Raw genomic sequence first — 23,439 nt, 5'->3', positions numbered from 1 at the left:
ACCATTCTGCCGGCCCCTTTTATTTGACGTGCGTCATGAAAATAACGCGCGCGATTCACATGCCGCTGGCACGGCGGGTCGCACAGTGCCGCCATTCGTCGGGCGAAACCGGGGAGTTTTTGCCTTGAGGGACATGCTGACGTACCTGTCCCGGGGTGCGATCACGTGAAGATGTGAAGATTTTCAGGAGTTAATGCCTTCAGGCCTTGTTCCCGTCTCGGGAGCAGGGGCGGCCCGCATTGTCTCCAAAAAACCTGCCAGCTGTGCCATCCGGTCTTTTCATGGAGATTTGCCGATGAACCGCATTTACCGTCTGGTTTTCAATCGCGCCCTTGGGGTAATGCAGGTTGCTTCGGAGGTCACCCGCAATCCCGGCGGAAGCGCGGTCAGCGCAGGACGGGTGCCGCGATTGCGGGCGCACCAGCTGGCGGCGGCATTGGCCGCCACACTGGCCAGCGGATCGGCATTCGCAGCGTGCACGGGCACCACGACCGTGAACTGCGACAGCACCACCAACATCAACAACTACTCCAACGCGACCAACGGCCTCACGCTGAACATCGCTGCGGGTGCATTGCTGCGTACGCCGCCGATCGTAGGTGGAGGCAACGCAGCAACGCTGACCGGCGACAACGTGACGGTCAACAACAATGGCACGATCGATCCGAGCTCGATCGTCCTCGCCTCGCCCGGCCTGGTCATCGGCAATGCTTCTGCCAACAACAGCGCGATCGTCGTCAACAACAATGCCAGCGGACAGATCAAGGGTGTCGTCAACATCGCAACGCTGCTGGGCTTCGGTGGACAGGCGCTGGTGGCACAGAATGTCAACGGCACCACCACCATCAACAACGCCGGCCTGATCAGCACGTCGTTGATCGGTGCAGGCAGCGTTTCCGACGCGACCACGGTGGTGACCTATGGTGGTGCAGCCGCCGCTGTGACCAACACCGGCACCATCGACGGACGCGTCGGCCTGGGGGCTTCTGGCGGTAACACGTTCCTCAATGCGGGGGCGGTCAGTGGCAGCGTTCACCTGGGTGATTCAACCGGCGGCAACACCTTCACCGCAGTGTCGGGTTCCAGCGTTGTGAGCGGCGGCGGCACCGCTCTTGCCGGCGTGATTACCGGTGTCACCGGGGTAAAGGTTGCGGCTGCGGGATCGGTCGACGCCGGTACCGGCAGTGGTGCGGCCAACAACACGCTGGTGCTGCAGAACGTCGTCAGCGGCCCGGGTTCCGGCACCGGCGGCGCGGTGACCACGCTGGGCTGGAACCAGTACCTCAACTTCCAGAAGCTCACCGTCAACAGCGGTACCTGGAACCTGCAGGGTGCGTGGGCGGGTGCGGGTACGACCACGCTCAATGATGGCCTGGTCAATTTCAACAATGCCGGTTCCTTCGGCACCGGGCTGTTCACCGCCAACGGCGGTGCCATCGCCTCCTCCACGGCCGGTCTGAACCTGGCCAACGCTTTCAGCCTTGGGGGCAATCTGTCCCTGGCAGGGACCAATGCATTCAGCCTGGGGGGCGTGCTGTCCGGTACTGGCGGGCTGACGGTCAACAACACCGGCATCGTTACTCTCGGCGGCGCAAACCTGTTCTCCGGCGGCGTCAACCTCAATGCCGGCGGCCTGGTACTGGGCAATGCCGGTGCACTGGGCAGCGGCAACCTGACCGTGGGTGGCAGCGCCTCACTGGATACGACGGCGGGCTTCAACCTGGGCAACAATCTGGTGATCAATGGCGGGGGCTCGCTGAACCTGCTGGGCAGCAATGCGTTGTCATTGAATGGTTCGATCTCCGGTGCCGGCAACCTGACCAAGAACGGCGCCGGTACGCTCACCTTGAACGGCGCCAATGCGCTGACCGGCAGTTTCAACCTGGCCGGGGGCGCGTTGGCCTTGGGCGCGGGCGGCAGCCTGTCGCCCACCGGTGCGGTCACGGTCGGCGTCGGTACCACCCTGGACCTGTCGGCGGCCGCCAACCAGACCATCGGTTCGCTGGCGGGCCTCGGCGGTTCGGTCAACCTGGGCAGCCGCACGCTCACCCTCGCGGGGCTGGGCGATACCAGCTACAGCGGCACGTTCGCCGCAGGCACGGGGGGCCTGGTCAAGCAGGGCACCGGCGTGCAGACCTTGTCGGGCGTGAACAACCTCAGTGGCGGCGTGGCACTCAACGCCGGTGGCCTGCTGCTGGGCAATGCTGCTGCGCTGGGCAGCGGTGCGCTCAGTGTCGGTGGCAACGTGACGCTCGATGGAACCACGGGGCCGCTTGCACTGGCCAACGCGGTCAACCTTGGTTCGGGCGCCAGCCTCAATCTGCTTGGCGGACAGGCGCTCACGTTCAACGGCGTGATCGGTGGCGCCGGTGGCCTGGTCAAGAGCGGTGCGACCACGCTGACGCTCAACGGTGCAAATACCTTTGGTGGTGGGCTGGCGCTCAATGCCGGTGGCTTGGTCCTGGGTAATGCCGGCGCGCTCGGAACCGGCGCGCTGAATGTCGGCGGTGCGACAACGCTCGATGCCAGCGCGGCGCTGAGCGTGGGCAATGGCATCAACCTCGGCGCAAGTGGCCTGCTGAATGTACTGGGCAGCAATGCATTGACGCTGGGCGGCGCCATCGGTGGCACCGGCAGCCTGGTCAAGAACGGTGCCGCCACGCTTACGCTGGGTGGCGCGAATACCTTCACCGGCGGCCTGGCGATCAATGCCGGCAAGGTTGCGGTGGGCAGCGGCGGAAGCCTGGCCGCCGGCGGTGCGGTCAGCCTGACCGGCGTTGGCGCGGACCTGGACATCTCGCTCGGCGGCAACCAGACCATCGGCGCGCTGTCCGGTATTGCCGGCAGCACGGTGACGCTGGGCAGCAGCACGCTCACCTTCGGTGATGCCACCAACCAGACGTTCGCGGGCGTGATCGGCGGCACCGGTGGCCTGATCAAGCAGGGCACCGGCGTGCAGACGCTGACCGGCGCCAATACCTTCAGTGGTGGCCTGGACCTTGCGGCCGGTGGCCTGGTACTGGGCAATGCCGGTGCGCTGGGAAGCGGCGCACTGACGGTCAGTGGCAACGGATCGCTGGATGCCACGACAGCGCTGAACCTGGGCAGTGCGATCAACCTCGGCGCGGCCCTGACCCTGCCGGGCAGCCAGAACCTGGCCCTGGCCGGCAACATCACGGGCACCGGCAGCCTGGTCAAGAACGGCGCGGCGACACTGACCTTGAACGGTACCAACACCTTCAGTGGTGGACTGAGCGCGAACGCTGGCGCCCTGCTGCTGGGCAACAGCGGCGCACTCGGCAGCGGGACGCTGGGCATCGGTGGCAACGTCTCGCTCGACGGCAGTGCGCCGCTGAACCTGGGCAACAACGTGGCACTGGGTGCAGGCACCGCGTTGTCGCTGCCGGGTTCGCAGGCGATCACGCTGGGTGGGGTGGTGTCCGGTGCGGGCAGGCTGGTGAAGAACGGTGCCACCACCTTGACCCTCAATGGCGCCAACAGCTTCGGTGGGGGGCTGACCGTCAACGGCGGCGGCCTGCTGCTGGGCAATGCCGGCGCGCTGGGCACCGGTGCATTGTCGGTGGGGGCCGATACCACGCTGGACAGTTCGGTGGCCCTGAATCTCGCCAACGACGTCAACCTCGGTGCAGGCGCGGTGCTGGATCTGCTGGGCAGCCAGGACGTGTCGCTGGGCGGTGTCATCAGCGGCACTGGCGGCCTGGTCAAGAACGGTGCGGCGACACTGGCGTTGAACGGAGCCAACACCTTCAGCGGGGGTGTTGGCCTCAACGCGGGCCTGCTGCAGCTGGGCAATGCGCAGGCATTGGGTACCGGCCAGCTGGACGTGGGCGGCAACGCTTCGCTGGATGCAGCATCGGCGCTCACCGTGACCAACAACATAGGCCTCGCCGCCGGCGCCAACCTCACGGTGCTGGGCAGCAATGACCTGACGCTCGCCGGCCCGGTATTCGGTGTTGGCGGGCTGATCAAGGACGGTACGGCGCGGCTGACGTTGTCTGGCGCCAATACCTACAACGGTGGCACGACCATCAACGCAGGCACGCTGGCGCTGGGAGCGGGCGGCAGTCTTGCCGCAACCGGTGCAGTGGATCTTGCGGGCGCCGGTGCGGCACTGGACATCTCCGCAGCGGGTGCAGCGCAGACCATCGGCGCACTGAACGGCGTGGCAGGCAGCCAGCTGCTGCTTGGCGCGCAGTCACTCACCTTCGGCGGTGCCGCCGATGGCAGTTTTGCCGGCGTGATCGACGGTACCGGTGGCCTGATCAAGACCGGTACGGGCGTGCAGACGCTGTCCGGCGCCAACACGTTCAGCGGTGGCCTTGCGCTCAACGCGGGTGGCCTGATTCTCGGCGACTCCAGTGCGCTCGGCACGGGTCCGCTGGGCATCGGTGGCACCACCACGCTGGACAGTACCGTGGCGCTGAACCTGGCCAACGCGGTGAACTTTGGTGCCGGTACGCAACTGACGCTGGGCGGCACCAATGATGTCACCCTCGGCGGCGTGGTGGCTGGCAACGGCAGCCTGGTCAAGAACGGTACGGGTCTGCTGACGCTCAACAACACCAACACGTTCGATGGCGGCCTGACCTTGAACGGCGGCAGCCTGGTGGTGGGCGCCAACGGGGCGCTGGGTTCCGGCACGCTGGCGGTGAACAACAGTGCTTCGCTGGATGCCGGCACCGCGGTGACGCTGGGCAACGCGGTGAACCTTGGCTCGGGCGTGGCGCTGACCGTAGCGGGCAGCAATGCGCTGACCCTGGGCGGCATCGTGTCCGGCAATGGCAGCCTGATCAAGAACGGCACCGCCACGCTGACACTGGACGGCGCCAACACTTACAGCGGTGGCACCACCATCAACGCCGGCACGCTGGCGCTGGGCGTGGGGGGCAGTCTGGCTGCCGCTGGCGACCTCACGCTCGGTAATGCCGGCGCGGGCTTCGATATCTCCGGCGCGACCGGCAACCAGACCATCGGTGCGCTCAACGGCGTGCTCGGAACCACACTGGCGCTGGGGGGCAATTCGCTGACCTTCGGCACCGCGACCAACGGGGCCTTCGATGGCGTGATCAGTGGTGGTGGCGGGCTGGTGAAGGTCGGCGCCGGGGTGCAGACCCTGTCCGGTGCCAATACCTTCGGCGGCGGCGTCTCGCTCGATGCCGGCGGCCTGGTGCTCGGCAATGATGCCGCGCTGGGTACCGGCGTGCTCATCGTCGGTGGGGCGACCACGCTGGATACCACCGCGCTGGCGACGCTGGCCAACAACGTGGTGCTCAACGCCGGGCTGACGGTGCTGGGCACCAGCGCGCTCACCCTCAACGGTGTGCTCTCCGGTGCCGGCAGCCTGACCAAGAACGGCACTGCGATGCTGACCTTGAACGGCGCCAACACCTACACCGGCGGTACCAACGTCAACGCCGGCACGCTGGCACTCGGCGCCGGGGCCAGCCTGGCCGCAAGCGGCACCGTCAATCTCGCCACCGGCGCCACGCTGGACCTGTCGGCCGGCAACGGCACGCAGGTGTTCGGCACGCTGGTTGGCAACGGCACGGTCAACCTGGGCGCCAACAACATCGAAGTGGGCAGCGCCGCCAACGGCACCTTCAGCGGTTCGATCGCCGGCACCGGTAGCCTGACCAAGGTCGGTAGCGGTATCGAGACACTGACCGGCACCAATACCTACACCGGCGGCACCACCATCAACGCCGGCACGCTGGCGATCGGTCTCGGCGGCAGTCTGTCCTCGTCCGGAGCGGTGAACGTCGCCGCCGCCGGCGCGGGCTTCGACATTTCGGGTTCCGGTGCCAACCAGACGATTGGTTCACTGTCTGGCGTGACCGGCTCCCTGGTCAGCCTCGGCGCCAACTCGCTGATCCTCGGCGGCGCCGACAGCAGCACCTTCGACGGTTCGATTTCCGGCACCGGTGCGCTGGTCAAGAACGGCGTGGGTATCCTCACCCTGGGCGGCGCCAACCTGTTCAGTGGTGGTCTGGCCTTGAACGGTGGCGGCCTGGTGGTCGGCAACAACAGCGCGCTGGGTACGGGGGCGCTGGACGTGGGGGCCGACGCGACGCTGGACAGCAGCCTGGCAGTCACCCTCGGCAACGCCATCAACCTCTCTGCCGGCAACAACCTCACCCTGCTCGGCAGCAATGGGCTGACCCTGGACGGCATCATCAGCGGTGCCGGTGGTCTGGTGAAGGACGGCGCAGCCACGGTGACCCTGACCGGTGCCAACACCTATTCCGGCGGCACCACCATCAACAACGGCACGCTGGCCATCGGTGCCGGAGGCAGCCTGGCGTCCACCGGCGCGGTGAATCTGGCCGGTGCCGGCACGCTGGACATCTCCGGCGGTGGCAGCCAGAGCATTGGTTCGCTGGCCGGCGTGGCCGGCAGCACAGTGGCGCTGGGCGGCAACACGCTGACCCTCGGCGGCGTCGCCGACAGCACCTACAACGGCGTGATCAGCGGCAGTGGCGGCCTGATCAAGAACGGCGCCGGCGTGCAGACGCTGAATGGTGCCAATGCCTTCAGCGGTGGCGTCACGCTCAACGCCGGTGGCCTGGTGGTCGGCAACAATTCCGCGCTTGGCACGGGTACGGTGACCGTGGGTGGCAATGCCTCGCTCGATTCCAACAGCGCGATCACGCTGGGCAACAACTTCGTTCTCAATGCCGGCCTGACCGTGCTGGGCAGCAACGATCTGACACTCAACGGCAATCTCAGCGGCACCGGGTTCCTCACCAAGGAGGGCCTGGCCACACTGACCTTGAACGGCACCAACACCTATTCCGGTGGCACCAACATCAACGCCGGTACGCTGGCGCTGGGCGCGGGCGCGAGCCTGCTTGCCAGTGGCACCGTCAACCTGGCCACCGGCGCGACCTTCGATCTGTCGGCCGGTGCGGGTACGCAGGTGTTCGGCACGCTGATCGGCAACGGTACGGTGAATCTGGGCGCGAACACGCTGACCATCGGCGATGCCAGCAACGGCACGTTCGGTGGTTCGATTGCCGGCACCGGCGGCCTGATCAAGGAAGGCACCGGCACCGAAACCCTGACCGGTACCAACACCTTCACCGGCGGCACCACCATCAATGCCGGCACGCTGGCGATCGGTGCCGGTGGCAGCCTGGCGGCGACCGGTGCGGTCACCCTCGCCAATGCGGGTACCGCGTTCGATATCTCCGCAGGCGGCAACCAGAGCATCGGCTCGCTGGCGGGCGTGGCGGGTTCGAGTGTGGCGCTGGGTGGCAACACGCTGACTCTCGGCGGCGTCGGCAACACCACGTTCGACGGCACCATCGGCGGCACGGGAGCGCTGATCAAGGACGGCGCTGGCGTGCAGACGCTGGGCGGTGCGAACACCTTCAGCGGCGGCGTCACCCTCAATGCCGGCGGGCTGGTGGTCGGCAACAATGCCGCGCTCGGTACGGGTGCGTTGAACGTGGCCGGGAACGGTTCGCTGGATGCCAACGCGGCGGTGACCCTGGCCAACAACGTTGCACTCGGCGCCGGTGCCACGCTTGATGTGCTGGGCAACAACGACCTGACGCTGGCCGGTGCGGTCTCCGGTGCAGGCGGCCTGACCAAGGACGGTGCGGCCACGCTGACCCTGGCCGGCGCCAGCAGCTACACCGGCACCACCACCATCAACAGCGGCACGCTGGCGGTGGGCGCGGGCGGCAGCCTGTCCGACGCCAGCACGGTGAACCTGGCCGGCACCGGTACGCTGGACATCAGTGCCGGTGGCAACCAGAGCATCGGTGGCCTGGCCGGTGTTACCGGCAGTACGGTGGCGCTGGGCGGTGCAACGCTGACCACTGGCGGCAACAACGCCAGCACCACGTTCGCCGGCGTGATCGGCGGCACCGGTGGCCTGGTGCAGAGTGGTACCGGCACGCTGACCCTGAGCGGTGACAACACCTACACCGGTGGCACCACCATCAACGGTGGCAGCACGCTGCAGATCGGCAACGGTGGCAGCACCGGCTCGGTGCTGGGCGACATCACCAACGACGGCAGCCTGGTCTACAACCTCGGCACCACGGCAACCGTGGGCGGTGTGGTCAGCGGCAGTGGCAGCCTGACCCAGGCCGGCAGCGGTACGCTGGTGCTGACCGGCAACAACACCTACACAGGCGGTACCACCATCAATGCCGGTGGCACATTGCAGGTGGGCAACGGCGGTGCAACCGGCGCGATCGTGGGTGACATCACCAACAACGGTGCGCTGGTATCCAACGTGGCCGGCAACACCACGCTGGGCGGCACCATCAGCGGCGCCGGTGGCCTGACCCAGGCCGGCAGCGGCACGCTGACCCTGACCGGCAACAACACCTATACCGGCGGCACCACCATCAATGCCGGTGGCACGCTGCAGGTGGGCAATGGCGGTGCGACCGGCGCGATCACCGGCAACGTTGCCAACAACGGCAGCCTGGTGTTCAACGTCGGTGGCAACACCACAGTCGATGGCGCGATCAGTGGCAGTGGCACGCTGATCCAGGCCGGCGCTGGCGTGTTGACCCTGGTTGGCAACAACACCTACACCGGCGGCACCACCATCAATGCCGGTGGCACGCTGCAGGTCGGCAACGGCGGGGCAACCGGCTCCATCGCTGGCGACATCACCAACGATGGCGCGTTGATCTCCAACGTGGGCGGCAACACCGCGCTGGGTGGCACCATCAGCGGCAGCGGCGGCCTGACCCAGGCCGGCAGCGGGACGTTGCTGCTGACCGGTACCAACACCTATACCGGCGGTACCACCATCAACGCCGGCGGTACGCTGCAGCTGGGCAACGGCGGTGCGACGGGCTCGATCGTCGGCGACGTCACCAACAATGGCACGCTGCTCTCCAATGTGGCGGGCAATACCACGCTGAATGGCACCATCAGTGGCAGTGGCGGCCTGACCCAGGCCGGCAGCGGCACGCTGACCCTGAACGGCAACAACACCTATACCGGCCAGACCACCATCAATGCCGGTGGCACCCTGCAGGTCGGCAATGGCGGGGCGACCGGTGCCATCGGCGGCAGCGTCGTCAACAACGGCAGCCTGGTGTTCAACGTGGGTGGCAACACCACCGTCGGCGGTGCCATCAGCGGCAGCGGCGGCCTGACCCAGGCCGGCACCGGCACCGTGGTCCTGACCGGTAACAACACCTATACCGGCGGGACCACCATCAACACCGGCGGCACGCTGCAGGTCGGCAACGGTGGCGCGAGCGGTGCGATCACCGGCAACGTTGCCAACAACGGCAGCCTGGTGTTCAACGTCGGCGGCAACACCACGGTGGGCGGCACCATCAGCGGCAACGGTGGCCTGACCCAGGCCGGCACCGGCACCGTGGTCCTGACCGGCAACAACACCTACACCGGCGGCACCACCATCAATGCCGGCGGCACCGTGCAGGTCGGCAATGGCGGCGCCAGCGGCTCGATCACCGGCAATATCACCAACAATGGTGGCCTGGTCATCAACACCGGCGGCACCACCACGCTGGGCGGCACCATCAGCGGTGGTGGCAGCATCGTGCAGGCAGGCCCGGGCGGCCTGAACCTGGGCGGCAACAGCGGCGGCTTCAGCGGCACCGGCCAGGTCACCGGCGGTGGCCTGAATGTCACCGGCAACATCGGTGGCCAGTGGACCATCGGCAGCGGTACCACGCTGTCCGGTACCGGGACCATCGGTGGCACGGGTGGCGGCGTGACGGTGTCCAGCGGCGGCGTGCTGTCGCCGGGCAATGGTCCAGGCAACAGCGGCGGTGCGGGCAATGGCGCCGGCACCATTACGGTGGGCGGCAATCTGACCCTGTCGCCGGGCAGCACGCTGGGCATCGACCTGGGTGCCACCGGCAGCGACACGGTGCAGGTGGGCGGTAGTGCAAACGTGGGTGGCAGCACGGTGCGGGTGAACACCATTTCGCCGAGCACCAGCTACCAGCAGGGCCAGCAGTACACGGTGGTCAATGCAGGTGGTGGCCTGAGCGGGCAGTTCGCTTCGGCAACCTCGCCGTCGGCCTTCCTGACCATCACCCCGGTCTACACCGCCAACACGGCCAACCTGCAGATAGACGTGGCGCAGACCGCAGCATTCACCACCGCAGCGACGACGCGCAACCAGTACAACACTGCCGCAGCGCTGGACAGCCTGCCGCAGAGCGGCCCGGCGCTGGGCCTGTACAACACCCTGCTGATGTATGACGCGGGCACTGCGCGCGCGGCGTTCGACCAGCTTTCGGGTGAAGTGCATGCGGCCAGCCGCGCGGTGCTGCTGTACGACAACTACCTGGAGGAGGGTATCCGCCAGCGCCTGGGCAGTGAGCTGCCGACCGTGCGTGGTGAGCGAGCCTCGGCCTGGCTGGCCGGGAGTGGCAAGGTGTTCCGCCAGGACGGTGACGGCAACGGCGATGACATCCGCTCCAACCGCAATGCGCTGATGGCGGGCGTGGACTGGCAGCTGGGCGAGCACGTGGTGCTGGGTGCGGCCGCAGGCAACGAGCGGCTGGATACGCGCCTGTACGATCGCAGTTCGCGGGCCCGCCTGCGTGGCCGCACGTTCGGCCTGTATGCACAGGGCCGGTGGAACAACGGTTTCGCGGTCGGTGGCAGCGTATCGCGCGGCGACTACCGCACGCGCACCACGCGTGAGGTGCCGCTGCTGGGCCAGACCCTGTACAGCCGCCAGGACTCGGATGTGACCATCGCGCAGGTGGAGGGCAGCTGGACCTGGTCCCATGGCAGGACCCAGCTGCAGCCGTACGTGCAGTTCACCAAGCACTGGGTCGACAGCGATCGCGCAGTGGAGCAGGGCGGCACTGCTGCGCTGGCGCTGGAAGGCGGCAAGGACACGCTCAATGTCAGCACCGTGGGCGTGCGTGGGCGCTGGGACGTGGGCAGCGGCGAGCGCTTCCCGGCACAGCTGACGGTCGGCCTCGGCTGGCAGCACGCCTCGGGTGACACCGATGTGGCCAGCCGCAATCGCTTCGCGGTGGGCGGCAATGCCTTCGATGTCTACAGTGCGGTGATGGCGCGCAATGCGCTGGTCAGCCAGCTGGGCGTGGCGGTCGGCCTCGGCCGCAACAGCCAGCTGTCGATGTTCGTGCAGGGCCAGCATGGCGATGGCCGCCGCGACGTGGGTGGGCAGATCAACCTGCGCGTGGGCTTCTGAGGGAAGTGCGGCGATGTTGGATCCAGGCTTGCGTGGATCCGGGGCGGGGCGGAGGGCTAGACCCCCCGCTCCATCTCCACGGCGTCGATCCCGGCGCCGTGGCCATTGGACACGATCCGCGTCACCTGGAAGCCCAGCCCGGCATAGAAGCCCTGGGTGTGCTGGCTGGTACTGAGCGTGATGCGCTTGATCGACGGATCCGCTTCGGCCTGGCGCAGGCGTGCCAGCGCCAGTTCGCGGCCCAGTCCCTGCCGGTGCAGCGCGCGCTGCACCATGCCCCAGCAGAAGCCGGCACTGCCGTCGCCGCGTCGCGACAGGCCGCCACAGGCCACGATGCTGCCATCGCGCTCGATCACCTGGAATGCACAGTCCATGGCCTGCTCGCGCAGGAAGCGTTCAAAGTCGCTGCGCTCTTCGGGCGCGAAATAGGTGGGCACGTTGCTGTCGAACATCGACAGGCAGGCGCTGGCGTCGGCGGGGCGGTAGAGGCGGAGGTTCATGGGAAATGCCATGGAGTTGCCCGGCTGCATTTTCAACCGTCCAGACGTTGGGAGGGGGCGAAGCGTTCCAGGGTACATGGAGCGATGCCGATCCTTTTCCAGGTGACTTTTCCCCACTCGAATGACCGTGCTCGGGACGCAGGCGCCTGTACCAGGCGGGTGCGTCGTTCGCGGGCAATGGCGAGGCGCATGCGGCCGCGATGGCGCGCAGCGGGGCGCGGCGGCTTCCGGGCTATGCTTTCGACACATGGGACTGACCGCGCGGCAGGATCCGCCGGCCCCATTCGTCTTCCTGCCTGCAACGGAGCTGCCCAGTGACGCCCGACCCTTCTCTTTCCCGGACTGCCCAGCTCATGCGTGGTCTGCTGTTTGGCGCGGTGGGCCTGTTGAGCCTTGCCGTGGCCGCCCTCGAGGTGACGCATCGTCTTGAGTTCCTGGAGGTCGCGCAGGCCGTTGATGGCCAGGTCGAGCGCCTGAACGCCGGCGGATCGCATCCGCAGGTCGCGTTCACCACCGCGACCGGCCAACGCATCTCGTACCCGCAGGGCGGCATGATTTTCGGCTATGAGCCTGGGCAGCCGGTACGCGTGCTGTACGACCCGGCGCGACTGCGGCTGGAGCCGGTCCTGGATACGTTCGGTGCGTTGTGGGGAATGACGGTCGTGTGGGTGCTGCTGGGGCTGGCGTTCGTCGGCGCCTGCGTGCGGGGACTGCTCCGGCGCAGATGACTCGCGGCCGATCGCGCGCCGTCGGCGGGCGGGCCGTTGGACCGGCCACGGCGGCAGGCCCTGTTCAGTCCGGTAGTACCTGCGACGATTCCCGCCAGCCAAACAAAAAAGCCGCCCACTGGGCGGCTTCTTCATTTATCTGGCGGAGAGAGGGGGATCGAGTCAACCCGACCCTAAGTCCTTGATTCTCCTACAGGACGCAAACCAAGAATGTGTCCTGTTTTGTGTCCTGTCATTGTAGCGATTCTGAGTGGCACAGTGATAGTTTTCCAGGCGTCCAGCCGCTCCCACGCCTACAGCGCCCTCGGTCCAAAGTCGTGAGGCCGGAGCGCGCAGAGGCCAAGTGCCTATCTTTGGACACAAAAAAACCGCCGTTAAGCGGTTCTTTTGTAAGCTTTTTATGTTGCAGCAAGGCCCTCTTGGGCCGTCGCGAGGCTCTGTTGCTGCTCCAGAGGTCCCCGCCGCGTGAGATCAAATCTACGAGGGTTCATCGGCGAAGTCAAGAAGCGGCGTGAAGCTCTCTAAGTAGCTTTACTTCCTCGTTCAGATTCGTGCCTATCTGCGTTGCCCACATCTCCGCGATCTCCTTGCAAAGTCTAAGGTCTTCAACTTCTTCTTCGAGGGTCGCGGTGTGTGATTGTGACGCAAGTAAACCAGCTATAGCTGACTCCGCACTTTTCAGCTCAACTCGCACATCAGACAGATTTTGCTTGACCTGTTGATAGTCCGTAACTCCAATGGAGTGAAGGAGCGATTCGCGAAGCATTCTCTCTTCGTTCTTGGATAGGGATATCCCGTATTGAGTGTCTCGTCCGACCTGAGTTTGGCTAAGTTTCTGGTAGTAAGAGAGCGGCGGTAAAACTCTGCGTGAAGATACAGTTTCGATCATGCCGCATATTGCCCAGCTGCGCTTCCCCGAGCTTCCATAAAACTTCAATTTACTCAGAGTGGATGATTCCAATTCAAAGTAGGTCTTGTCAGTGTTCGAAGGTTCGTCAGATGTGACCGGAACGACTTGAATGGAGGATCTTCTCACGTTAACAACTATTGCAAGACGGCGTTTGTGCATTTCGCCACTCTGTCGAGTGTCGCTATATCGCTTGTTAGATGTCACGTTCCCATCACTACGGCCGATCGCCTGTATGAAGCCATAATCAACTTCAACCAAGCTTCCTTGGTGAATGATTCGATTGATCGCCTTTCCGCTCTTCTTTAGGGTTTGTGACAAATACTCTGGCGGGGGATCGAAAACTTTCGAAAGCGTTACTTGATAGCTGCAGCCGTTTGCTGAGGCGGCAGTTAACTCGACTCGTTCTACAAACCAACGATAGGTAGGGAGCCCAGAGAATTTCTTAACGAAAAAAACGGAGTGCCCCCCATCATGGCGTGGAAGGAGCGCCTCGGAAATCCCGTCGAACGTCTCACTTCCAAGATGGCTCAAAACATCGTTGCCATCAACGTCCTTGGATAACTCCTGATATGCAACAACGATGTCCGGCACTTTGCGGCTCCTTTGATTGTTGAAAGTTGGCCGAAGCCAACCGAAGTTCCAGAGCGAAATGATAGCCGGCGGCTCAGCTTTTTTTTCAAGCCGAAGTTCTTGAAATTGAGGGGGGCTCTCTCAGTTGTCATTTCGTTGAAGTGGGTCTATGACCAAGCCCCACAGGAGCTCCGCCGCCCCCTCTTGGGTCAGCTTCTGCTCCCGATCGCGCCCAAACGACGACATGCCCAAGCTGGTCAGGAAGAGCATTTGGTCGCCAGCGTCGACTGAAAGGGACTCGTTGGACGAGTTGCTGCTGGTGGTCTCGCCTTGGACGTAGTTGATCGCGCCGAGCATGCCGCCCAGGTAAACCGTCGCCCGGGCAACGTCTTTGCCGTCCTTGTAGATCGTTGCAAAGAAGCGGTTGGCATCCACGCGTCGGAACGTGCCTTGGTAGCCTGGGTTCCGAGCCTCGAGCTCCGCTAAGGAATTCTCGAAGTAGCGCGCGATGTATTCAAACGTGTCGGCCTTGAATTGGTCCTTGTCCCTTTGGGTGAAGGTCTTGGACAACCGCAGCTTGCTCGAACGGGGACCGGGTCTCGATGGGGTGGCATCACCTGCGGTGATGGATGCCTGTGGGCGAGGAGGTCGTATGGTGGCAGGGGCCTTGCTACCAGAAAGGCGTCCGGCGGCGTCCCGGACCGCCCTCGCAACTCGGAGGAAGGCCTCATCCCGGTCCAGCCATTGGGTTACTGGCTTCCCATCCGTAGGAGTGGCCATCAGCTTGCCAAAGGGGGCATAGGTCCATTCGCAGGCCCTCAGAATCACTGGGATGACGATAGCTTCGCCTGCCTCGTGACGCTCCAGTGCCCGCTTCATCTCAATGTTGTAGCAGTAGTCCGAGGAAATGAAGTCCTGGCTCACCAGTAGCAAGATGATGTCATCGGTGTTGATGTGGTCATCGATGACCTGTCCGAGCTCCTGACCCGCGCCAATACGGCGATCGTGCCAAGTCTCAATCACCCCCTGACGCTTGAGCATGGCTAGCTGCTTCTCCAACTGGTCGCGCAGGTCCTCGTCGGCATGGGAGTAGGAGAAGAAGACGGTTGGCAAGGGAAACCCCAAGTTGGCTGGGCGCCCCGGTGCGTTTGATGAGGCGACGCTCTAGCAGCTCTTGTAGGTCAGCAGGAACCCGCTGACGAAACGGCCAGAGCCCTGAAGAGGAACGAACCAGATGATGGGGAATGCGCATCGGGAGATGTGTCCCGATTTGTGTCCTGCACCCGGTCGGGGCCAGAAACGAAAAACCCCTGACGAGTCAGGGGTTTGCGTGATCTGGCGGAGAGAGGGGGATTCGAACCCCCGAAGCGCGGTTTAGACGCTTACACACTTTCCAGGCGTGCTCCTTCAACCACTCGGACACCTCTCCGGATCCCTGCCACCGGCAAACGCCTCAGCAGGGGCGCAGATTCTAGCGGGCGGCGCGGCCGGACACAAGCGCCCAGATCACGGACGCATCCGGGCGCATTGTTGGCGAGGGGGCTGGACAGGCATGGCACAATGGAACATCCGATGGAAAACGGTGGCCTGATGTCCTACCTCGTCCTTGCCCGCAAGTGGCGTCCGAAGCGTTTTGCCGAGCTGGTGGGCCAGGAACACGTGGTCCGTGCGCTCAGCAACGCGTTGGACAGCGGCCGTGTCCACCACGCGTTCCTGTTCACCGGTACCCGCGGCGTGGGCAAGACCACCATCGCGCGCATCTTCGCCAAGTCGCTGAACTGCGAGCAGGGCACCAGCGCCGACCCGTGCGGCCAGTGCGCGGCCTGCCTAGACATCGACGCCGGCCGCTACATCGACCTGCTGGAAATCGATGCCGCGTCCAACACCGGCGTGGATGACGTGCGCGAGGTGATCGAGAACGCGCAGTACATGCCGTCGCGCGGCAAGTACAAGGTCTACCTGATCGACGAAGTGCACATGCTGTCCAAGGCGGCGTTCAATGCGCTGCTGAAGACGCTGGAAGAACCGCCGGAGCACGTGAAGTTCCTGCTGGCCACCACCGACCCGCAGAAGCTGCCGGTCACCGTGCTCAGCCGCTGCCTGCAGTTCAACCTCAAGCGCCTGGACGAGGATCAGATCCAGGGCCAGATGACGCGCATCCTGGCGGCAGAAGAGATCGAGGCAGACGGCAGTGCCATCGTACAGCTGGCCAAGGCCGCTGACGGCAGCCTGCGCGACGGCCTGTCGCTGCTGGACCAGGCGATCGCCTATGCCGGCGGCGCGCTGCGCGAGGACGTGGTGCGCACCATGCTGGGCACGGTCGATCGCACCCAGGTGGCGGCGATGCTCGATGCGCTGGCCGAGGGCGATGGCCCGCGCCTGCTGCAGGTGGTGGCCGCGCTGGCCGAATTCTCACCGGACTGGAGTGGCGTGCTGGAAGCGCTGGCCGAAGGCCTGCACCGCATCCAGGTGCAGCAGCTGGTACCGGGTGCGGCCGCTGCCGAAGGCCTGGACGCCGTCGCATTCGCCGAGCGCCTGCGCCCGGAAGTGGTGCAGCTCTGGTACCAGATGGCCCTGAATGGCCGCCGCGACCTGCCGTTGGCGCCGAGCCCGCGCGCAGGTTTCGAAATGGCCGTGCTGCGGATGCTGGCATTCCGCCCGGCCGTAGCAGTCCCGCCGGTACCGAAGTCGGTGGATGGTGCAGGCAATGCGCCGGGTGGCAATGCGGCCGGTGGTGGCACCGGTGCGGGTACCCACGAAGCGATGCCGGCGACTGCCGCCGCTTCGGCAAGCCCGGCCGTGGTGGCGCAGGTGGCCGCTCCGGTGCAGGCCGCGCCGCGCGAACCTGAACCCGAACCCGAGCCGGCCCCGCAACCCGAGCCGGACCCGACGCCGGAGCCCGAGCCGGTTCCGGTGGAAGAGCCTGTGCAGCCGCCGCCGATGAAGGCCGAGGCCGCTCCACCGGCTGCTGAAGCGGAAGCGGGCGACGACCTGCCGCCGTGGGCCACCGACGAAACCGAGGCGCGTGACGAGGCGCTGGCGGCCGAGATGGCGGGGCCAGACGCCGCCATGGTCGCGCCCTGGCATGAGCCGCCGGCTCCCGTCGTGGCTCCCAGCGAGCCTGCACCGCCCGAGCGCCCGTTCCGCATTGAAGGCATTGCCATCGCGCCGGCCGAGCCCGCGCCAGTGCAGGGGACCGCGCCGCTGGAAGGTGTCAGCGACCTGGCCACGGCCGAGGACTGGCTGGATCTGGTGGCCAACAGCGGCCTCAGCGGCCCGTCGCGGCAGCTGGCGGCCAACGCTGCCTTCATCAGTTGCGAGCACGGGACCTTGAAACTGGGCCTTTCGCCCGGATTTGAGTACCTGCGCTCTGAGCGTGCGCTGGCCGCCCTGGGCGAGATGCTGGAGAAAGCCCTTGGCCAGGCCCCGAAGATCGTGGTCGAGACCGTGGAGATCGAGCACGTTCCGGCCGAGACCCTGCATCAGCGTGCCGACCGCCAGCGTAGTGAGCGGCAGCAGGTGGCAGAGGCTGTTTTCATGGACGATCCGGAGGTGCAGGTGCTGATCCAACAGCACGGTGCCCGGGTTGTTTCCGATTCCATCCGTTCTTTTGACGAGTAAGAGACTATGCGCGGCAACATCGCCCAACTGATGCAGCAGGCCCAGAAGATGCAGGAGAACCTGCAGAAGGCCCAGGAAGAAATCGCAAGGATCGAAGTGACCGGCAGTGCCGGTGGCGGCATGGTCAGCGTGACCCTGACCGGCGCCAAGGAATGCCGCAAGGTGCGCATCGACCCGTCGCTGACCAGCGACCCGGAGATGCTGGAAGACCTGATCGCCGCCGCCTTCAACGATGCTTCGAACAAGATCGATGCCGAGTCGAAGTCGAAGATGGGTTCGGCCACCGCTGGCATGCAGTTGCCGCCGGGCATGAAGCTGCCGTTCTGATTCTTGGCGGGGCGCCTGCTGCTGCAGGCGCCCGCTGCAACCCTCAGTCGAGCATGGCTCGACTCTACACGTAGCTGTCGAGCTTGCTCGACGCCATCAAAGCACACCGCCGTGTCCGCACCCCTGCTTGAACAATTGATCGACGCGCTGCGGGTGCTGCCTGGCGTGGGCCAGAAAACGGCGCAGCGCATGGCCTACCACCTGCTAGAGCGTGAGCGCGAAGGTGGCCAGCGCCTGGCCCAGACCTTGGCGCTGGCGGTGGAGCGCATCGGCCACTGTGCGCAGTGCCGCGATTTCAGCGAAACCGAGCTGTGCCCGACCTGTGCCAACGGCAGCCGCGAGCGCAGCCAGCTGTGCGTAGTCGAATCGCCGGCCGACCGCCTGGCCATCGAAAACGCCACCGGCTTCCGCGGTGTCTACTTCGTGCTGCAGGGGCGACTGTCGCCGCTCGATGGCGTCGGCCCGCGCGAACTGGGCCTGGAGCAGCTGGAGCGACGGCTGGCCGAAGGCGAGGTGCAGGAGCTGATCATCGCCACCAGCGCCACTGTCGAGGGCGAGGCCACCGCGCATTACCTGGCGCAGCTGGCGCGCGCACGCAAGGTACAGCCCAGCCGCCTGGCGCAGGGCCTGCCGCTGGGCGGCGAGCTCGAATACGTTGATCGTGGCACGCTGTCGCACGCGTTCGGTACGCGCAGCGAATTCCGCGATTGAGCAACGGCCGGACGTGGCCGGGCGTGGGCGGCCTACAATGCGGGAGACATCTCCGCCGAGGCCGACCATGAGCAACGAAACCCTTTTCAGCAAGATCATCCGTCGTGAGATCCCGGCCACCATCGTCTACGAGGATGACGAGGTGCTGGGCTTCAAGGACATCGCACCGCAGGCGCCGGTGCATGTGCTGTTCATCCCGAAGAACGAGATCATTCCGACCCTGGATGACCTGCAGCCCTCGCAGGCGCACCTGATCGGCAAACTGGCCCTGGCCGCTGCCGAGTACGCGCGCCGCGAGGGCTTCGCGCAGGACGGCTACCGCATCGTGATGAACTGCCGTGAGCATGCCGGGCAGACCGTGTTCCATATCCATATGCATCTGCTGGCGGGGGCACCGCTGGGGCATTTCGGTGCGCCTGGGCGTTGAAGCCCCCGTCCACGCCATGCGTGGATGAAAAAGGCCGCCCGAGGGCGGCCTTTCCGTCATGCCTGTGCGGTGGCGATCACCACCAGCCCCAGCGGCCATAGCCGCCCCAGTAAGGGCCCCACGGACCCGGACCCCACGGGCCATAGGGGTAGGGCACCACATCGACCTGGCGCTGTTCCGGCCACAGGTAGATGACATCGGCCGCCAGCTTCGGCAGGCGATAGTCGTACTCGCCGATGCGGGTGTTCTGGTAGCCGTCGATCTTGCCGATGAAGGTGACGTCACGACCGGCCTCGAACACCGCCGGGTCGTAGAAGCCGGCACGGCAGGCGATGAAGCGGCCGTCGCTGGCATCGGACGAGGTGGTGTTCGGGCGGCCACTGCCATTGAGCGGGCGCGAGATGATCTGGAAGCAGGTCTCGCCCTGGCCAGGCTTGGTTTCGATGATGCGACCGCCCCAACGGACCGGCGTGCCGACCTGCTGGGTAGCGACCGAGTCGCGAGGAGAGACCAGGCTGAACTGTCCCTGCAGCGGCTTCGGGGCCGTGGCGCAGGCCGACAGGGCCAGCGTGGCCACAGCGGTGAGGAGGAACTTGGTGTTCATGGGGAGGCTCCGGAAGTCGGGCGATGCCTGCGCAGGTCCCGCAATAATGAGGCGAGGTCGTTGCAAGTTCCAGCGTAGCGCGCGTCGGCGAAACGCTGGCTGAGCGCGAGCAGGGTCGGGTCGGGTCGCTGCCGGTGAACCCGCTGTGCCCAGTGCTGTGCGGTTTCGTGCGGTTCTCGGGCCAGGCCGAGGCGGGCGTAGCGTCGCCCGAGGCGATGCCAGGCGCGCAGCAGCGGGTCGCGTTCGCGCTCGCCGCGGGCCAGCAGCCAGGCCATCCACGCCAGTGCCAGCAGGGCGGCCACGACGAAGCCGGCGACCAGCTGCCCGGGACCCAGATCGTCCAGCCCGAAAGGCTTGAGCAGTTGCTGCTGGCGGCGCGCATCGAAGGACAGCACCAGATCGTTCCAGCCGCGGCGCAGCCAATCCCCCATCTGGCCCAGCTGCAGCCACCGCTGTCGCAGTGGTGTGTCCGTGCCGGCCTGCAGGCGGTCGTCCAGCGTGTCCAGGATGCGTTCCGGTGCCACGGCCGCCGTCGGGTCTACCCGTACCCAGCCGCGCTGCGGCAGCCACACCTCGGCCCAGGCGTGGGCATCCATCCGCCGCACCACCCAGTAGTCGCCGATGCGGTTGCGGGTGCCGCCGGCGAAACCGGTCACCACCCGCGCGGGTACACCCGCGTTGCGCATCAGCACCACGAAAGCCGAGCTGAAGTGTTCACAGAAGCCGGCCTTGTAGCCGAACAGGAACTCGTCGATCGGGTCGCGCCCCGCCGCCGGGGTATCCAGCGTGTACGAGAAATCGGTGGTGATCCACTGCAGCGCGCGGCGCACGATGGCCTCGTCATCACCGCCGGCGTCCTGTCGCCATTGCTGGGCCAGGGTGGCGGTGCGCGGGTTGAAGCCGGCCGGCAGCTGCAGCGTCGCGCGGCGCAGAAGGGGCGACAGCGTGCTGTCGAACTGCCGTGGAGGGGCCGAATGCAATCGCCAGCGGCTGAGCGAGGCCAGCGGGCGCTCGCTGCGCAGGCTCATGTCCGCATCCAGCATGCTGCCCGCAGGCGCACCGCTGGGCAGGTCCAGCGCCACAAGCTGGCGGCGGTCAGTCGGCTCGTAGTCGATCTGGTAATCCCAGCCCTGTGTACCGGCTTCAACCACCGCAGCAGGTCGCCGCGCGCTCGCAGGCTCGCGTGTCCAGCGCCGTCCATCGAAGGCGGTCAGTACAGGGCCGCGCCAGTAGCGCTGCGCCGGCTCGGGTGGGGCACCGAAGAACTGCACGCGCAACGCCGGGGTGTCGTCGGCCATCAGGTCCAGCCACTGGCCGGGTTCCATGCTGTCGGACAGCCCCGGTGTACCCACGGCGCGCTCGGGAACGCCCCACAGTGGCGTGGCAAGGCGCGGGAACAGCCAGAAGCAGGCCAATGCCAGCGGCAGGCCGATCGCCAGCAGGCGGCCGACACCACGCAGCTGCCCGCGCAACGGCAGGCGGCCAGCATGGCCTTCATCCTGGGCCAGGCGTTGCAGGGCGAGCAGTGCGCTGACCCCGGCCAGCGCGGCCAGTGCTGTTGTCAGCGGCCCCTGGTCGAGCAGGAATGCTGCAAAGGGCGAGAACAGCGCAAAGCCGAGCAGACTGCGGGCATCACGCAGGCTGCGCAGCTCGCTGGACTTGATCGCCAGCATCGCGGCCAGCAGCGCGCAACCGGTGTCGCGTCCTGGGCGCACCATGCCCATCTGCCAGACGATGGCGCCGAGCATGGCCAGCACCAGCAGCAGGCGCACCGGCATCGGCAGCACTGTCCGCCGCGACAGGGCGGCGGTGAAAATCGCCGCCAGCGCGATCACGCCCGCCAGCAGTGGCGGCAGCTGCAGCAGCAGCGGCAACAGAGCCAGCGCCGCGCTGGCCAGGGTCCAGTTGCGGGCGTTGCGGTCGAGCAGCTCCGGGGTCTCAGTCATGCGGCATCAGCGCCAGCGCGCGCAGGCACAGGTGGTGGTGGCTGGCGCCCAGTCCGGGCCCGAACGGCGGGTGTGCAGGCAGCAACAGGGTGTAGCGGCGGCCCTCGCGCTCGGCTACATCCACCCAGCGCGCCAATCGAGCGATGCGTGCTTCTTGGCCCAGCGGCGCCAATGCGCGCCAGTCGAGGACTACTTCGATGCCGACCGGTTTTTCGTACTCGCGCACCAGCAGGCTGTCGCGGCGTGCCGAGTGCTTCCAGGAAATGCTGCGCGGCGCATCGCCCGCCCGGTAGGGGCGCAGCTGATGCAGTTCCTCGCCGCTGGCGTGGGCACGGGTATGCAGCGGATCGCTGCCGCTCTCCGGCAGTGCAGGCGCCAAGGCTTCGGCCAGTGGGTAGACCAGCAGCGGCTGTTCCGGCCACACCCACGACCACGCCCGCACCAGGCCCAGGGGCTGGGTCGTGGACAGGCGGATACGTGGAAGCTCCAGCCAGCCCCGGCGTTCGCTGGGAACCTCCAGTTCCACTTCACCACGGCCGTGTGCAGGCAGCGAGGTCCAGGCCTGGCTGTCGCCCAGCTGGAGATGAAGGCCGTGCCGCGCACGCGGATCCCGCAGAGAGAGGTCCACGCGCAGGCGCAAGGGTTGCCCGGCCGGTACCGGCTCGGCGGAGATCGCGTCGATCTGTACGCCGGACAACTGGAGATGCGCGGCAATGGCACTGGCGATTGCCGCTGCCGCCAGCAGCAGGGCCAGCAGCAGGGCGGGATTGTTGTTGTAGTTCAGCGCGCCCAGCAGCATGGCTGCCAGCAGGATTGCAACGAACAGGCCGAAGCGGGTGGGCAGCACATAGATGCGATGGCGATCCAGTCGCTTCGGCAAGGCTTCGGGCCTGCGCGGCCGAGCCAGCAGCTGCATGCGTGCCCAGCGTGTGGCCACGTTCAATCCACCGCGACGGTCTGCAGGATCGCGCGTGCCAATGCCGGCCCCGAACTGGATTCGGCTTCCGCCACCAACCGGTGGCCGGCCACGGCGACGAACAGCGTCTGCACGTCCTCGGGCACCACATGCCCGCGACCCAGCAGCAGTGCATGTGCTCTGGCTGCACGCAGCAGCGCCAGGCCGGCACGCGGCGACAGGCCGACGCGCACGCCTGCGTGCTGGCGGCTGCGGGTCAGCAGGGCCTGCACATAGTCGATCAGCGCGTCGCTGGCATGCACCTGGTTCACCGCGTCGCGCAACGTGCGCACCTGGGTGTCATCCAGCTTCGGCACGGCCCGCGCGATCAGGTCGCGGCGGTCGCTGCCACGCAGCAGCTCGCGCTCGGCCTGGGCGCTGGGATAGCCCATCGCCAGCCGCAGCAGGAAGCGATCCAGCTGTGAATCCGGCAGCGGGAAGGTGCCTGACAGGTCCACCGGGTTCTGTGTGGCGATGACGAAGAAAGGGTCCGGCAGCGGGTGCGTCTGCCCGTCCAGGGTGACCTGCTGCTCGGCCATCGCTTCCAGCAACGCGCTCTGCGTGCGCGGGGGGGCGCGATTGATCTCGTCGGCCAGCAGTACGTGGGTGAATACCGGGCCTGGGTGGAACTGGAACTGGCGGCTGCCGGCTTCATACACCGACACGCCCAGCACATCGGCCGGCAACAGATCTGAGGTGAACTGCACGCGCTGGAAACTGAGGCCCAGGCTGCTGGCCAGCGCATGCGCCAGCGTGGTCTTGCCCAGGCCGGGCAGGTCTTCGATCAGCAGGTGGCCGCCGGACAGCAATGCGACGAAGGCCAGCCTGACTTCCGGCACCTTGCCCAGCACCAGTGCGTTGACCTGATCCTGTGCCTCCCGCAGGGCCTGACGCAATTGATCGGTTAGCATGCTGGGATTGGGGGACGAGGCTGGCATGATCG

At 66.4% G+C, this 23,439-nt stretch carries 13 protein-coding genes, 1 tRNA gene and 1 pseudogene; 6 read left to right on the top strand and 9 right to left on the bottom strand.

Annotated features, from left to right (window positions below):
• Positions 1-295 precede the first annotated feature (295 nt).
• Positions 296-11,197, top strand: coding sequence for an autotransporter-associated beta strand repeat-containing protein (locus AC5P7R_RS02340; protein WP_495213723.1), 10,902 nt, complete (start codon positions 296-298; stop codon positions 11,195-11,197).
• Positions 11,198-11,253: 56 nt separating this feature from the next.
• Here AC5P7R_RS02340 and AC5P7R_RS02335 read toward each other — a convergent pair whose 3' ends face one another.
• On the bottom strand, positions 11,254-11,697 hold the full coding sequence (locus AC5P7R_RS02335; RefSeq protein WP_031270818.1) for a GNAT family N-acetyltransferase: 444 nt from the start codon (positions 11,695-11,697) through the stop codon (positions 11,254-11,256).
• 353 nt (positions 11,698-12,050) lie between these two features.
• Here AC5P7R_RS02335 and AC5P7R_RS02330 point away from each other — a divergent pair, with 353 nt between their 5' ends.
• Complete coding sequence (locus AC5P7R_RS02330; protein ID WP_021204514.1) at positions 12,051-12,425, top strand: DUF3592 domain-containing protein; 375 nt, start codon at positions 12,051-12,053, stop codon at positions 12,423-12,425.
• A 499-nt stretch (positions 12,426-12,924) separates the two neighbouring features.
• Here AC5P7R_RS02330 and AC5P7R_RS02325 read toward each other — a convergent pair whose 3' ends face one another.
• The 4 genes and pseudogenes from AC5P7R_RS02325 to AC5P7R_RS02310 form a co-directional block, all read right to left on the bottom strand.
• Entirely contained in the window at positions 12,925-13,926 is a 1,002-nt protein-coding gene (locus AC5P7R_RS02325) for a type II toxin-antitoxin system PemK/MazF family toxin (RefSeq protein ID WP_227854109.1), read from the bottom strand.
• Between the two features lie 120 nt (positions 13,927-14,046).
• Positions 14,047-15,018 (bottom strand): TIR domain-containing protein, encoded by a 972-nt coding sequence (locus tag AC5P7R_RS02320; RefSeq protein WP_227854110.1) that lies wholly within the window; start codon positions 15,016-15,018, stop codon positions 14,047-14,049.
• A gap of 28 nt (positions 15,019-15,046) precedes the next feature.
• Positions 15,047-15,157, bottom strand: a pseudogene (locus AC5P7R_RS02315) (DUF6538 domain-containing protein); the annotation flags it as partial.
• Between the two features lie 84 nt (positions 15,158-15,241).
• Positions 15,242-15,334: transfer RNA gene (locus tag AC5P7R_RS02310), tRNA-Ser, on the bottom strand.
• A gap of 143 nt (positions 15,335-15,477) precedes the next feature.
• Between AC5P7R_RS02310 and dnaX the strand changes: the two genes are divergently transcribed.
• From dnaX to AC5P7R_RS02290, 4 genes are all read left to right on the top strand, one after another.
• Positions 15,478-17,526, top strand: coding sequence for a DNA polymerase III subunit gamma/tau (gene dnaX / locus AC5P7R_RS02305; RefSeq protein ID WP_227853055.1), 2,049 nt, complete (start codon positions 15,478-15,480; stop codon positions 17,524-17,526).
• Between the two features lie 6 nt (positions 17,527-17,532).
• Positions 17,533-17,853, top strand: a complete 321-nt coding sequence (locus AC5P7R_RS02300; RefSeq protein WP_019659509.1) for a YbaB/EbfC family nucleoid-associated protein — start codon at positions 17,533-17,535, stop codon at positions 17,851-17,853.
• A 111-nt stretch (positions 17,854-17,964) separates the two neighbouring features.
• Positions 17,965-18,564 carry a recombination mediator RecR gene (gene recR / locus AC5P7R_RS02295; protein ID WP_058979448.1) on the top strand — a complete coding sequence of 200 codons (600 nt, stop codon included), beginning with the start codon at positions 17,965-17,967 and terminating at the stop codon, positions 18,562-18,564.
• Positions 18,565-18,631: 67 nt separating this feature from the next.
• Positions 18,632-18,991, top strand: coding sequence for a histidine triad nucleotide-binding protein (locus tag AC5P7R_RS02290; RefSeq protein ID WP_005408300.1), 360 nt, complete (start codon positions 18,632-18,634; stop codon positions 18,989-18,991).
• A 76-nt stretch (positions 18,992-19,067) separates the two neighbouring features.
• Here the strand turns inward: AC5P7R_RS02290 and AC5P7R_RS02285 are convergent, their stop codons facing one another.
• From AC5P7R_RS02285 to AC5P7R_RS02270, 4 genes are read right to left on the bottom strand one after another with little or no spacing between them, the layout of a single operon-like run.
• Positions 19,068-19,595, bottom strand: coding sequence for a Slp family lipoprotein (locus AC5P7R_RS02285; protein WP_019659507.1), 528 nt, complete (start codon positions 19,593-19,595; stop codon positions 19,068-19,070).
• Positions 19,592-21,541, bottom strand: coding sequence for a transglutaminase TgpA family protein (locus AC5P7R_RS02280; protein ID WP_021202629.1), 1,950 nt, complete (start codon positions 21,539-21,541; stop codon positions 19,592-19,594). The genes AC5P7R_RS02285 and AC5P7R_RS02280 overlap by 4 nt, the downstream gene beginning before the upstream one ends.
• Entirely contained in the window at positions 21,534-22,457 is a 924-nt protein-coding gene (locus tag AC5P7R_RS02275) for a DUF58 domain-containing protein (protein ID WP_031269638.1), read from the bottom strand. Before AC5P7R_RS02275 ends, AC5P7R_RS02280 begins: the two co-directional genes overlap by 8 nt.
• 23 nt (positions 22,458-22,480) lie before the next feature.
• On the bottom strand, positions 22,481-23,434 hold the full coding sequence (locus AC5P7R_RS02270) for an AAA family ATPase (protein ID WP_021202627.1): 954 nt from the start codon (positions 23,432-23,434) through the stop codon (positions 22,481-22,483).
• Between the last annotated feature and the right edge of the window lie 5 nt (positions 23,435-23,439).

This window comes from Stenotrophomonas sp. YJH_SMC_27 (assembly GCF_059369815.1).
Note: the sequence above shows the minus strand (reverse complement) of the source record. Positions and strands in the feature narration are given on the sequence as shown.